We start from the raw sequence: 13,881 nt of genomic DNA on the forward strand, positions 1-13,881 counted from the left end.
AAAGTTATGCCTCGCTAGACATGATTACACAGATACCTGTGAGTGTTATCGACAGCGATTTCGAGCAGCAGGAGATTGCAGCTGCAGGAGATTGCAGCTGCAGGAGATGACGCCGAGCTGGTGGCAGCCCTGCAACAGTGGCAGCGCGAAGGCAGCGCTTGGAGCGCTGAGCAGGCCAAGATTTCTGGCGGGCAGTATATTCCGTTGCCTGATAGTGACCATTTGGTGCCGCTACAACACCCACAGGTTGTCGAACAAGCTCTGACTAAGCTGCTCAACGCCGACGGCGATGATCATTAACTACACAGCAACATCTTGATGAGGAGCTTGAGCGATCAGCTACTCGAGCTGGTATTAATGAGTCTTTAGTGTCTGGTTAGCCTTTGGTGAGCCTGTTATAATCGCCGCTTTGTTAATCATTTACGTTAATCATTTACCGAATCACAAGTAACGATAGGCTCACTACGTTCTCATGCAGTTAATTCGCGGAATACATAATATTCGCTCTATCCACCGTGGGTGTGTGCTCACTATTGGTAATTTTGATGGGGTGCACTTAGGCCATCAAGCGGTGCTGGCGCAAGTTAAACAACAGGCGCAAGAGCGCGGTGTCGCAGCCACTGTGATGACCTTTGAGCCACAGCCGCAAGAATTGTTTCAGCCGGATAAAGCACCGGCGCGCTTGACCAATCTGCGCGAAAAACATCAAGCGTTGCGAGCCCAAGGGATTGATCGCCATATTGTGATTGAGTTTAATCGTAAGTTTGCTAATTTGCCGGCGGCTGATTTTATTGAGCAGGTGTTGGTGGCAAAACTCGGTGTGAAATTTTTAGTGGTGGGTGATGATTTTCGCTTTGGCCACGGGCGCACAGGTGATTTTGCGATGTTACAGCGGGCTGGCGCTGAATTTGGATTTGCAGTGGTCGATACGCAAAGTTATCGGCAGCAGCAACAGCGAGTGAGCAGCACCGCCATTCGTCAAGCTCTCACGGTAGGTGATTTTGCAGCGGCCGAGGCCATGTTAGGTCGCCCCTTTGCTTTTGCTGGGCGGGTGGTGCATGGTGAAAAAAAAGGCCGGACGATAGGCTTTCCTACTGCTAATCTACAACTGAAGCGTTTACACTCTCCATTACGAGGTGTTTTTGCCGTGCAGGTGCAAACCAATGATGGCAAAATGCATGCTGGCGTTGCTAATATTGGGCGTAGACCGACACTTAATGGCGAGCGGGTACAGCTTGAGGTGCACTTGTTTGATTTTACCGGCGACTTGTACGGGCAACAGTTGCAGGTGGTGCCGCGGCATTTTATCCGTGCTGAACAAAAGTTCGCTGACTTTGCTGCGTTGCAGCAACAAATAGAGCGTGATGCTCGCGCTGCGCGAGAGCTTCGGCCGTGATTCGGCGGTGATTCGGCCGCGTTGCTGTTCGTGCTTCGTCCGCTTCGCTGTTCGAACAGTGCGAAGCACGGACGAATATCGAACAACGAACAGTGAACGAAGTGAACGCACGAACAACGAACAGTGAACGCACGAACAACGAATCACGAACAGTGCGAAGCACGCACGAATCACGAACAGTGAACGAAGTGAACGCACGAACAACGCTTCTCAAACCCAAAAATTGAAATAAGTCATGGGGCACAAAACACCCCGGAAAAAGGAACAGAAATAATGACCGACTATAAACACACGCTGAATCTGCCGGAAACTGAGTTTCCGATGCGCGGGAATTTGGCGCAGCGCGAGCCGCAGATGCTAGAGCAGTGGTATGCCGACGACTTGTACGGCAAGATTCGTGCCGCTAAAGCGGGTAAGCCGGTGTTTATTTTGCACGATGGCCCTCCGTATGCGAACGGCAGCATTCACATTGGTCATGCGGTTAATAAAATTTTGAAAGATATGATCGTGAAGGCGAAAACCCTTAGCGATTTTGACGCGCCTTATGTTCCTGGCTGGGATTGTCATGGCTTGCCGATTGAGCTGCAAGTAGAGAAAAAGTATGGCAAGCCGGGTAAAAAATTGACCGTTGCTGAGTTTCGGCAGCATTGTCGCGACTATGCGTTAACGCAAGTAGATGGTCAGCGTGAAGATTTTAAACGTTTGGGTGTGTTTGGTGATTGGGATAATCCTTATCTAACCATGAACCCGCAACAAGAAGCGGATAGCATTCGGGCGTTGGGCAAGATCATTGCTAATGGTCATTTACAGCAGGGCTTTAAGCCAGTGCATTGGTGTACGGACTGTGGTTCAGCCTTGGCGGAGGCCGAAGTAGAGTATCAAGATAAGCGTTCACCAGCTATCGATGTAGGCTTTGCAGCGGTTGACCAAGCCCAGTTAGTAGCGGCTTTTGATCATCCGCAAGACCACGCCGGTGAAGGCGAAGTGCAGGTGGTGATTTGGACGACCACACCTTGGACTATTCCGGCCAACCGAGCCATTTCGTTGCATCCAAGTTTGGATTATAGCTTGGTGCAGGTTGAGGCTACGGCAGAGCGGCCGGCGCTGCGCTTGGTGTTGGCTGATGATTTGGTGACCAGTGCGATGGCGCGTTGGGGTATTGAGCATTACCACAAACTTGGCTTTGCCAAGGGCCAGGCGCTAGAAAATATGTTGGTGCAACATCCGTTATTTGCGGACGTGCAGGTGCCTTTGATTTTGGGTGAGCATGTCACCACTGAATCGGGTACGGGTTGTGTACACACGGCACCAGGCCATGGTGTGGATGACTTTATTGTTGGTCAGCGCTACGGCATTGAGGTGTATAACCCAGTGGGTGACAACGGCGTCTATAAAGATGACACACCGATGTTTGCTGGTCAGCACGTGATGAAAGCTAACGACAACATCGTTGAGGCGTTAAAAGAAGCCGGCAAGTTAGTTCACCATGAGGCCTATCAGCACTCGTATCCGCATTGCTGGCGGCACAAAACCCCGATCATTTTCCGTGCTACGCCACAGTGGTTTATTAGCATGGATAAGCAAGGGCTGCGCAGCACTGCGTTAGAGCAAATTAAACAAGTACGTTGGGTGCCAGAGTGGGGCCAAAGCCGTATTGAAAGTATGGTGGAAGGTCGTCCGGACTGGTGTATCTCGCGCCAACGCACCTGGGGTAACCCGATTGCAGTGTTTGTGCGGCGTGACAACGATGAGTTGCACCCGCGTACACTGGAACTGATTGAAGAAGTCGCTAAGCGAGTAGAACAAACTGGTATCCAGGCTTGGTTTGATTTAGATGCAGCAGAGCTACTCGGTGACGAGGCAGCGGATTATCGCAAAGTAACAGATACCTTGGATGTATGGTTTGACTCGGGCGTAACGCACGAAGCCGTCTTGAATAAGACACCAGGCTTACAGTGGCCAGCTGATTTGTATCTGGAGGGTTCGGATCAGCATCGTGGTTGGTTCCAGTCGTCGTTGTTAACGGGCGTGGCTATGTATCAACAAGCGCCTTATAAGCAAGTGCTGACCCATGGTTTTACCGTAGATGGACAAGGACGGAAAATGTCCAAGTCGATCGGTAACGTGGTAGCGCCGCAAGAGGTCATGAATAAGCTAGGTGGTGACATTCTGCGCTTGTGGGTAGCGGCAACGGATTATTCCGGTGAAATGACGGTATCTGATGAAATCTTGAAGCGTGCAGCCGATAGTTATCGACGCATTCGTAATACGGCGCGTTTCTTGTTGGCTAATATCAATGAGTTTGAGCCAAGCCAACACGCGGTCGCAGCTGCTGAGATGGTTGCTATTGATAAATGGATTGTGGCGCGCGCGGTTAGTTTGCAAAATGAATTATTGGCCGCGTTAGACGATTATCAATTTCATGTGGTGGTGCAAAAGCTGATGCACTTCTGCTCAATTGAACTTGGTAGTTTCTACTTAGACGTGATTAAAGATCGTCAGTACACGGCAAAACGCGACAGTGTAGCGCGTCGTTCATGTCAGACGGCCTTGTATCATATTGCCGAAATGCTGGTACGCTGGTTAGCACCGATTTGTAGCTTTACTGCCCAAGAAATTTGGGATGCCTTGCCGCGTCAATTAGCCGATGGCGAGGCTCGTCAGCACTATGTCTTTACCGAGAGTTGGTATCGGGCTGCTGAATCTATCACAGTGACTGCGGCAGATAACGAATTGTGGCAGACCGTGTTGGCGGTTCGTGATGAAGTGAACCGTACCCTTGAGCAAGCGCGTCGCGACGAGGTCATTGGTGGTTCGTTGCAAGCTGAAGTAACGGTTTATGCGGTAGCGGATATTGCCAGCCAGTTAGCGAGCTTAGGTGATGAGTTGCGATTTGCTTTCATTACCTCTGCGGTGACTGTCGAAACCGTGACCTCTGCCCCAGCGGGTGCAGCGGCTACTGATTTAGCAGGGGTGTGGGCGCAAGTAGCGAAGGCAGCAGCACAGAAGTGTGACCGTTGTTGGCACCACCGCCCTGAAGTGGGCTCCATTGCGGCGCATCCAACCCTTTGTTCGCGCTGCGTAACTAACGTTGAAGGTGCAGGTGAGGAGCGTCATTTTGCCTAGTAAGCCGATAGATTTGCAAAAGCGGGCCAGTGGCTTACGCTTTTTGTGGTTAACCTTGCTACTTATTGTGCTGGATCAATTTACTAAGCAGTGGGTGATCCGGGTGTTTGATTTGTACGAAAGCATAGAGATAATGCCGTACTTAAATTTCACCTACGTGCGCAACATGGGTGCAGCTTTTAGTTTTTTGAGTGATCAAGGTGGTTGGCAGCGCTGGTTATTCACCGGCTTGGCTATTGCCGTGAGCTTGGTGTTATTGGTGTGGTTGCGCCGTAATCCGGTCGGGTTATGGCGGCAGAACCTCGCCTTTACGCTGATTTTAGCGGGCGCTATTGGCAATGTAATTGATCGCATCATTTATGGCTATGTTATCGATTTTATCGATGTTTATGTGAATGAATGGCATTGGCCAGCATTTAACATTGCCGACATGGCCATTACTATTGGGGCTGTATTGATGTTGCTAGAAGCGTTTTTTGAACAGCGTCAAGAGCCCGCGGGGCAGGAGTCAAAATAATGATCAGTCGTCTCCCGATCGAACACGGTCGTGAAGTGATTATGCACTTTACCATTAAGTTGAGTGATAACTCAGTTGCCGATAGCACCAAGATGACCGGTAAACCGGCTAAGTTTCGGATGGGCGATGGTTCGTTAACTGAAAATTTTGAAGCCTGTTTGGTTGGGCTCAAAGCAGGCGATGAGCGTGAGTTTACGCTCGAGGCCAAAGATGCCTTTGGCGAACCTAATCGCGACAACTATTATCAAGTGGATACCACTAAGTTTGGCGCTGAGCGACCCGAAGTAGGAATGATTTTTACGTTCCCGCAACCCGACGGCACAGAGTTGCCTGGTATTGTGCGTAGTATCAATGACCAGTTTGTGACCATTGATTTTAATCATCCGTTGGCGGGCCAGCAGGTACGATTTGCGGTTGAGATTATTGAAGTGAATCCTTAAGAACAACGCACTTGGAGTTTAAAATGAATATTGTGCTGGCGAATCCGCGTGGGTTTTGTGCTGGGGTAGATCGAGCCATTACTATTGTAGAGCGCGCGTTGGAAATTTTTGAGCCGCCGATTTATGTGCGTCACGAAGTGGTGCACAACAAATACGTGGTGGACTCGTTGCGGGCTAGTGGCGCAGTGTTTGTGGATGAATTACATGAAGTGCCAGACAACAGCATTGTGATTTTCTCTGCGCATGGGGTCTCGCAGGCGGTACGCCAAGAAGCCAAAGACCGCGGCTTGCAGGTGTTTGATGCCACTTGTCCATTGGTCACCAAAGTGCATATGGAAGTAACGCGGGCGAGCCGTAAAGGCCATGAGTGTGTGTTGATAGGTCATGCTGGGCACCCAGAAGTAGAAGGCACCATGGGCCAATACAATAACGCCAAAGGCGGTATTTATTTGGTTGAGTCTGTTGCTGATGTGGCAACCCTTGAGGTGAAAAATCCACAGCAACTCCATTACATGAGTCAAACCACCTTATCGGTAGACGATACCGCTGATGTGATTGATGCGTTGCGGGCCAAGTTTCCGGATATTCAGGGGCCGCGTAAAGATGATATTTGCTATGCCACGCAGAACCGGCAAGATGCAGTGCGTGAGTTGGCTGCCGAAGTTGATTTGTTATTGGTGGTGGGCGCGCGCAATAGCTCCAACTCAAATCGCCTGCGCGAGCTGGCTGAGAAAATGGGCACAGTATCGCATTTGATTGACGATGCCAGCTGTATCGATAAGGGCTGGTTGGATGGCGTGCAGGCGGTTGGTGTGACTGCTGGCGCTTCGGCCCCCGAGGTGTTGGTGCGTGACGTGATCAAACAGCTACAAGCTTGGGGTGGCAATCAGGTTGAAGAACGCAGTGGCCGCGAAGAGAACATTACTTTTTCTATCCCTCCTGAATTACGTGTGGTTGAAGTAAACTAACAGCTTTGCCGCTAGCCTTGTGCTAGCGGCCCAAACTCCGTGGGGGAGGTGGCAAAGATGGGATCGGGCTTTAAAGAAGACCATTGCAACCAACCTAAAGCTTCCCACCAACGCCCTTAAACTTATCAACAAACGCCGAAATCTTCTGGAATACTGTTTGCTTCTTGGTACGGTATTCCGGGTTCAGCGGGCTTAGTTTTGGTAATGTTGAATTTAGCTCGGTGCCATTTTCACTGGCGTATTCGCGGCGTAAAGATGCGGCGATGTAGCGCTTGGCAGCATCGGCGTTGAGGTTCTCTGAACGAATAAGTTCTTCGGCTTCGCGCTGCTGCTCGGCTTGAGCGAACTTGAAGAACTCATCAATGATGCCCGCTTTGTCGGGCATCTCATCTAGGTCGGTTTGGTTAATAAAGTCGACAATTAAGCTTTCTTTAGCGTGGTTACCAAGGCTGGCTCGAATCAGACGGCGAACTTCTTCAATCAAATCACCTTTGCTTTTGTTTTTCTTGTTCTGCTCGAATATCAGCTCAAGAATGTAGTCGAGGTTAATCTCCTGCGACTTCAGCAAGTCGATTTCAAACTCGATATCGTCCCAGTCAATCGTTGACTGTGCTTGGTTCTCGGCTGATTTCTCGCGGCGTATCCAGTCGCGAATATCGTTATAGGTCGAGCGATAATCCTGCACCTTGCGTTCAGGCGGTATGCGAATCGTTTGTAACGTCGCGATATCGTCGTCGCTTAAATGGTGCTCAATCTTGAATGCTTCAACAGCTTCCGCATCGCTCGTATCTATGGTCTGCAACGCTTTTAAGCTGGCAAATTCATCGTAGTTTTGCAGGATATTTTCAACACGCAAATACTCGCCAAATAACTTGGCGAAGTCTTTCTTGTCTTTCTCGAGCTCAATTTCATCGGGGTTCGGGAAGCGTTGCTCAAGCTCAGAAACTACTTCCATAAAGCCGCGTCGTGCTTGCCCTGTCACGAGGTCCGTGAAGCCCTCCATGTACTCTGTGTAGCTCTTTTCGAGCACCACGTTCTTGGTATTTTTATCACCAAACAAAGTGATGGCATCAATCGTCGCTTTCTCTAAATCACGGAAGGTCACGATATTGCCGAAAGTCTTCGTAGCATCGTAAATACGATTGGTGCGCGAATAGGCTTGAATAAGTCCGTGGTAACGCAGGTTCTTATCCACAAACAGCGTATTCAATGTCGGTGCATCAAATCCAGTGAGGAACATACCCACCACAATCAGCAAATCAATTTCTTGGCTTTTCACGCGCTTGGCAAGATCGCGGTAATAGTTTTGGAAGCCGTTACTGTCCACACCGTAGTTGGATTGGAACATGGCGTTGTAGTCTGCAATCGCGGCGCTTAAAAATTCTTTGCCGCTGCTGTTCATAGCAGACACTTCAAAGCTTTCATCCGGTATCTCACCGATGAAATCTTGCTCCTCATTCGCGGCGAACGAGAAAATGGTCGCGACACGCAGAGGTCGCTCAGCGTCTTGCTGCAGTTGTTTAAACGCCTCGTAGTAGGCTTTTGCGGCATCAACGCTGCTGACCGCGAACATGGCATTGAAACCTCGCCCGCCCGCCTTCATACGGTGCGTTTTTTGGCGAAAGTGCGTCAGTATGTAGTGGGTGATTTCCCGAATACGTTCCGGGTGTAGTAATGCCTGTTTATTTTCCGCTGCGCTAAGTTTTTTCTCGTCCTGTTCGGTCTCAATTTGACGGAACTGGGGGCGAACGTCGTTGTAGTCCACTTTGAACTTAAGCACTTTATCGTTGCGAATGGCATCAGTGATGGTGTACGAGTGCAATTCGTGGCCAAACACTGATCTAGTAGTCTCAGCGCCTAGTGCATTCTGTGGAAATATCGGCGTTCCGGTAAAACCAAACTGATAATAGCGCTTAAATTTCTTCTGTAAGTTCTTCTGCGCTTCACCAAACTGGCTGCGGTGGCATTCGTCAAAAATAAACACCACCTGCTGACGATAAACCGGTAAGTCACGCTCGGTTTTCATCAGGTTATTCAGCTTTTGAATGGTGGTCACAATGATTTTGTTGTCATCCAAACTCAAATTACGCTTAAGCCCTGAGGTACTATCCGAGCCATTCACGCTATCAGGCGAGAAACGCTGATATTCCTTCATTGTCTGGTAATCGAGATCTTTACGGTCCACCACGAAGAATACTTTGTCGATAAAATCGAGTTCGGTCGCTAAGCGTGCTGCTTTAAAGCTGGTTAATGTTTTCCCCGAGCCTGTGGTGTGCCAAATATAGCCGCCAGCATCGGTTGAACTCCATTGCTTGGCCTGAAATGCGCTCTTGATTTTCCATAAAATGCGCTCTGTGGCGGCAATTTGATAAGGCCGCATCACCAGCAAGGTGTCGCTTACATCAAACACTGAGAAGTGCAGTAATACTTTGAGCAACGTATCTTTTTGAAAGAAGGTCGCCGTGAAGTCTTTAAGGTCTTTAATCAAACCGTTGTCGGATTTCGCCCAGTTCATGGTGAAATCAAAGGTGTTCTTGTTCCGCTTCACGGTGTTAGCAAAGTAACGCGTGTCGGTACCGTTTGAAATCACAAATAGCTGCAAATATTTAAACAATGAGCTTTCTGCATTGAAGCTCTCTTTGCTGTAGCGGTGCACTTGGTTAAAGGCTTCACGAATGGCCACACCGCGTTTTTTCAGTTCAATTTGAACGAGTGGCAGGCCGTTCACCAAAATGGTGACGTCGTAACGATTCGCATGCGAACCCGTTTGTTCAAACTGCTTGATCACCTGTACTTTGTTACGTGCAATGTTCTTTTTATCGACCAGATAGATGTTTTGAATACGGCCATCATCAAACACGAAATCTTCAATGTAATCGTCGTGAATTTTGCGGGTTTTATCGGTGATGCTGTCGCTTGGTCTATCAAGGTAGGTTTCAACAAAACGCGCCCACTCGCCGTCTGAAAATTCAACGTTGTTCAACGTTTGCAACTGTACCCGCACGTTGGCAAGCATCGCCATTGGGTTATTCAGGCCGGGCACGTACTCATAGCCCTGATTCACTAAATCTTGAATCAGCTCGCGCTCTAAATCACTCTCGCTTTGATAGCTTTCAGCAACTTCATATTGCTTGGTGTACTTATCCAAAACGATAAAGTGTTTTGACTCGGCTATGGGTTTGTAGGTGGTCATTCCTTTGTTTCCTTTTTCTGCAGCAGCTTTTTCACTTCGCGGTCGAAATCTGACTCAATTTTCTGCCGCTTATTAAACTGTTCGTATTCTTGGTAGGCCTTCTGCTTAGCAATTGCGCGCGACACGCTGCCATAACCTTCCAGTATCTGGTATTCGTTAAAGGCCAAGAACTTATCCACACTGGCGGCAAAGGCTTCCATGGTAAAGGTATTGCGCCGTTCAATAATGCCCTCAATGTAATCAAAAAACGACGATACCGCGCGTTCTAGCTGTTTAATTTCCGTTTCTGATAAGTAGTTCTTAGCGATAGCCGTATCCGATTTCAGCACGCGACCTTTGGGGGCATTCTTATAAGTTGTCATTCCCATAAGCGGCTTACTTGCATCCGCTTTCAGGCTAATAATTTCAGCCGAGGTATGCCCGGTAATGGCATAGTGGAATTTATCTTGCACGTGGGCGTAGAACTGGCGCGTGGTTTCTGATTTTGGGTCGTAGTCGATACTGCACTCAGCAAAAATATCGGTGATCTGCTGATAAATACGCCGCTCGCTCGCGCGAATGGAACGAACGCGCTCGAGCAGCTCTTTAAAGTAGTCTTTGCCAAAGTACTGGCCATTTTTCAGACGCTCATCATCCATGGCAAAGCCCTTGATGATGTATTCTTTGATCAGTTGAGTGGCCCAAATACGAAACTGGGTAGCTTGTGTTGAGTTAACGCGGTAGCCGACCGATATCACGGCGTCAAGGTTGTAGTATTCAAGCTTGCGCTTAACCTCTCGACTTCCCTCTTGTTGAACTGTTTCCAAAATGGAAATAGTTGCCTCACGCTGCAGCTCACCTGATTCATAAATGTTTTCAAGGTGCTTCGATATTGCAGGAACCCCAACACCAAACAACTCCGCCATGCGCTTTTGCGTAAGCCAAATGGTTTCATCGCTTAGTAACACCTCAACTTTAATGTCGCCATTGGGCGCGGTGTATAGCAGAAATTCAGAGGTTTGGTCTTTGACACTTAGTTTATTGGTCATCGGTTGCCTCCGGCAGACACAGAGCAATATGCATCTTTTGCATATTGGTTGCATTCGTAATACGAGACTCGCCAGTATGTGCAAATTTTGCACATACTGAATATCGCCCTAACTTACCGTCTGTAAATTGGTAAATCTCACTATTGTTGGTCATCGGAAATTCCTTTTCCTTTTTTGGTTAAACTTTGAACTACCTAGGAATCCTCGGTAGTTGTCTGAGATACTTCGCTGAATATGAATCAATCGATTAACGATTTGAGCTCCTAAGAAATTCTTATAAGTTGTGGTTGGCAACTGGATTTCTTTGAGCCGAGGTGTCTCAGTCGCTCGGTAAACAACGTGTAATCGGGTTACTTTACGTTGCGACATACACATATCAAGCCACCTGCTCACCTGGTTTGGGAAAACTTAGCAGCAAATCACGGTAATACTCGTACTGCTTTTGCCGCAGCTCGATTTCTCGCGGAAGGCCCTCGGTGATTGAGTTGGTTAGGGCGTCGAATTTGTCGAGAATAGATACAATTCGTTCTTGTTCTTGCATACTTGGCACCGGTACTAGTATTTTCGCAAGGTTATCAGCATTAACTCGTCTTACTTTCGTGCCAGTTATAAATGGACGTTTTTGTTTTTGAAAATGCTCGGTCTGAAAGAAATAAGACACATATTTCGGATTTAGGCTGTGCCGGTAAATACATGCATCACTACTGACCGCAATATCCTCATTGCCAAGCCAAGCAACCGCTTTGCAAACGTCGTCATCATTTTCGCTTGTAGTTGCAATGACTAAATCGCCGCTGTGTGCTTTCTTCGCTTTCTGCGCAAATGCTTCAGAAACACAAGTTTTTGTTGTATTCGCATATGTACCATAGTGCGTATAAATTTGCCCATAGTGAATACAGCCAACGCCAGTTTCAGTGAAGTCTTTTTTCTGTAAACCACCACCGCGAATAAACTTTCCGATATCCTCAGCCCCCAAAGGCTTCCACTCCACCTCGCCGCCTTCAAAGCTGAGCAATTTATCGCGGTAGTAGTTGTATTGTTTTTTGCGTGCGGTAAGCTCGGCGGTAAGCTCGGCGGTAAGGGAGGTAAATGCGTCCAAAATTCGGACGATTTCCGCTTGGATTTGAAGCGACTTTTCTGGGTTTTCAGGGCATGGAATTGGGATTTCAATTTTCGCCATTAGTGCATTTGAACTAAGGTTTGGCTGTGCGCCGCCACCCGCAATCACATAAATTTGCTCTACTTTAGAAAGAAGATAGTGATACAAATATCTATTGTTAAGGATTTCTGCCTTGGGTAAGAACTTACCTACTCGTTGATTCAGGTACGCGGGGCTCTCGTGAGCGTAAAAGCCAATTTTCCCTGTAGTAGCACCAGACATCGCAATTAAAATATCGCCTTTGCGAATTTCATAGGAGGCTGTATTTTCCTTATAGTCAGACGGGTCAAAATACTTAACATCGGCTAGGGATATGTTTTTCCCATCGACATTAGTAATTCTAATTATCGGTAAACCAGCTTCTTTAAATAAGCTACTCTTAAATGCGAACCCGTTCTTGAAGTCGCATACTTCTCCTAGCGCCTTCCACTCAACGTCAACCCCATCAAGCAACTTCTCCATGTAGCTCAGACTACTCATCGTTCAACCTCCGCCCCCTCAATCTCCGCCACAATCGCATCTATTTCCGCACGCAATTGGTCAATCTTGGCAACGGTGGTTTTCAGCTCAGCGTTTAGCTCGGTAATGTCGACAACTTCGCGGTTGTCTTTGGCTTCGACATAGCTGCTGACGGAGAGATTGTAGTCTTTAGCAACTTCTTCGTATGGAACAGAGTGAGAAAAGTGCGGAATTTCCTCTTTGCTAGAGAATGCTGCCATTATCTGTTGAATGTGCCCCGGATCATTTGGGTCGTCGTTATCCGTAAGGGTGTTGTTGTTAGTTTCTTTCTTGAATAAACCACTGGCATCGATGAATTGCACGGAAGTATCTTGCTTATGCTTGGAGAGCACCAAAATGTTGACGGCAATCGTGGTACCAAAGAACAAGTTTGGCGCTAACGAAATCACGGTTTCAACGTAGTTGTTATCCACGAGGTACTTACGAATTTTCTGCTCAGCACCGCCGCGATAGAAAATACCGGGGAAACAAACAATGGCTGCACGGCCTTTGCTTGAAAGGTAACTGAGTGCGTGCAACACAAAGGCAAAGTCAGCTTTTGATTTGGGGGCTAGTACGCCTGCAGGGGCAAAACGCTCGTCATTAATCAACGTGGGGTCATCGCTGCCTATCCACTTCACCGAGTAGGGTGGGTTAGAAACAATGGCATCAAACGGCTTGTCATCCAAAAAATGTGGATTAGTGAGCGTGTTCCCTAACTGGATATTGAACTTATCGTAGTTGATATTGTGCAGAAACATGTTCATACGGGCAAGGTTGTAGGTGGTATGGTTAATCTCCTGCCCGAAGTAACCGTCTTCAATACGATGCACGTCGATGTGCTTCCTCGCCTGCATCAGCAAAGAACCCGAACCCGCTGCCGGGTCATAAATTTTATTGATGCTGGTTTGCCCATGTATAGCCAGTAACGCAATGAGCTTCGATACATGTTGTGGCGTGAAGAACTCGCCACCTGATTTCCCGGCATTCGCTGCGTAGTTTGAAATTAGGAATTCATAAGCATCGCCGAACAGGTCGATTTGGTTGTCTTCAAAGTTGCCGAAGTCTAACCCGGCTACACCCTTTAATACCGCCGCTAAACGTAGGTTTTTGTCTTTGACGGTATTACCCAAACGGTTGCTGGTGGTGTCGAAATCTGCGAACAAGCCTTTAATGTCATCTTCCGATGCATAGCCGTTGGCTGAATTTTCAATTTCACCAAAGATGCGGGCAAGGTCGGTGTTCAGGCTCTCGTTGTTGTTCGCGGTTTTGGCGATGTTAACGAATAACTGGCTTGGGTAAATGAAATAGCCTTTGGTTTTAATGGCATCGTCTTTGATGTCGTCAGTAATCACCGAATCATCAAGCGATGCATAGTTAATGCTTTCGTCACCGGCTTCAATGTAGCTAGCGAAGTTTTCGCTGATAAAGCGATAGAACAAGGTACCGAGTACATACTGCTTAAAATCCCAGCCGTCTACAGAGCCACGAACGTCGTTGGCAATCTGCCAAATTTGGCGTTGGAGTAGGGCGCGCTGTTGGGTACTTGTCATCAT

General features: G+C 48.0%; 11 protein-coding genes. 6 read left to right on the top strand and 5 right to left on the bottom strand.

All coding sequences use genetic code 11. From position 1 onward, the window contains the following. Positions 1-75: 75 nt before the first annotated feature. The 6 genes from ACQ661_RS03045 (at position 76) to ispH (ending at position 6,447) form a co-directional block, all read left to right on the top strand. Positions 76-300: a hypothetical protein gene (locus ACQ661_RS03045; RefSeq protein WP_431667578.1), complete on the top strand. Its 225-nt coding sequence runs from the start codon at positions 76-78 to the stop codon at positions 298-300. A 172-nt stretch (positions 301-472) separates the two neighbouring features. Further along, positions 473-1,396: a bifunctional riboflavin kinase/FAD synthetase gene (gene ribF, locus ACQ661_RS03050; protein WP_110076088.1), complete on the top strand. Its 924-nt coding sequence runs from the start codon at positions 473-475 to the stop codon at positions 1,394-1,396. Positions 1,397-1,669: 273 nt separating this feature from the next. Then, positions 1,670-4,522 carry an isoleucine--tRNA ligase gene (gene ileS / locus ACQ661_RS03055; RefSeq protein WP_431667579.1) on the top strand — a complete coding sequence of 951 codons (2,853 nt, stop codon included), beginning with the start codon at positions 1,670-1,672 and terminating at the stop codon, positions 4,520-4,522. Positions 4,523-4,529: 7 nt separating this feature from the next. Next, positions 4,530-5,039 (top strand): signal peptidase II, encoded by a 510-nt coding sequence (gene lspA / locus ACQ661_RS03060; RefSeq protein WP_110076100.1) that lies wholly within the window; start codon positions 4,530-4,532, stop codon positions 5,037-5,039. Next, positions 5,039-5,479, top strand: coding sequence for an FKBP-type peptidyl-prolyl cis-trans isomerase (fkpB, locus tag ACQ661_RS03065; RefSeq protein WP_153825940.1), 441 nt, complete (start codon positions 5,039-5,041; stop codon positions 5,477-5,479). The genes lspA and fkpB overlap by 1 nt, the downstream gene beginning before the upstream one ends. 23 nt (positions 5,480-5,502) lie before the next feature. Continuing rightward, a complete protein-coding gene (gene ispH / locus ACQ661_RS03070) occupies positions 5,503-6,447 on the top strand; it encodes a 4-hydroxy-3-methylbut-2-enyl diphosphate reductase (protein WP_313932527.1) in 945 nt (314 codons plus the stop codon). 94 nt (positions 6,448-6,541) lie between these two features. Here ispH and ACQ661_RS03075 read toward each other — a convergent pair whose 3' ends face one another. The 5 genes from ACQ661_RS03075 to ACQ661_RS03095 form a co-directional block, all read right to left on the bottom strand. Beyond that, positions 6,542-9,640: a type I restriction endonuclease subunit R gene (locus ACQ661_RS03075; RefSeq protein ID WP_431667581.1), complete on the bottom strand. Its 3,099-nt coding sequence runs from the start codon at positions 9,638-9,640 to the stop codon at positions 6,542-6,544. Further along, the gene (gene rhuM, locus ACQ661_RS03080; RefSeq protein ID WP_431667583.1) at positions 9,637-10,668 is read right to left on the bottom strand and encodes a RhuM family protein; all 1,032 of its coding nucleotides are present in this window, start codon (positions 10,666-10,668) and stop codon (positions 9,637-9,639) included. Before rhuM ends, ACQ661_RS03075 begins: the two co-directional genes overlap by 4 nt. Continuing rightward, positions 10,658-10,822: a hypothetical protein gene (locus tag ACQ661_RS03085; protein ID WP_431667585.1), complete on the bottom strand. Its 165-nt coding sequence runs from the start codon at positions 10,820-10,822 to the stop codon at positions 10,658-10,660. The genes rhuM and ACQ661_RS03085 overlap by 11 nt, the downstream gene beginning before the upstream one ends. Before the next feature lie 222 nt (positions 10,823-11,044). Further along, positions 11,045-12,307: a restriction endonuclease subunit S gene (locus tag ACQ661_RS03090; protein ID WP_431667587.1), complete on the bottom strand. Its 1,263-nt coding sequence runs from the start codon at positions 12,305-12,307 to the stop codon at positions 11,045-11,047. Then, entirely contained in the window at positions 12,304-13,878 is a 1,575-nt protein-coding gene (locus tag ACQ661_RS03095; RefSeq protein WP_431667713.1) for a type I restriction-modification system subunit M, read from the bottom strand. Before ACQ661_RS03095 ends, ACQ661_RS03090 begins: the two co-directional genes overlap by 4 nt. Positions 13,879-13,881 lie beyond the last annotated feature (3 nt).

This window comes from Pseudidiomarina sp. WS423, from assembly GCF_050750165.1.
GTDB classification, from domain to species: domain Bacteria; phylum Pseudomonadota; class Gammaproteobacteria; order Enterobacterales; family Alteromonadaceae; genus Pseudidiomarina; species Pseudidiomarina fusca.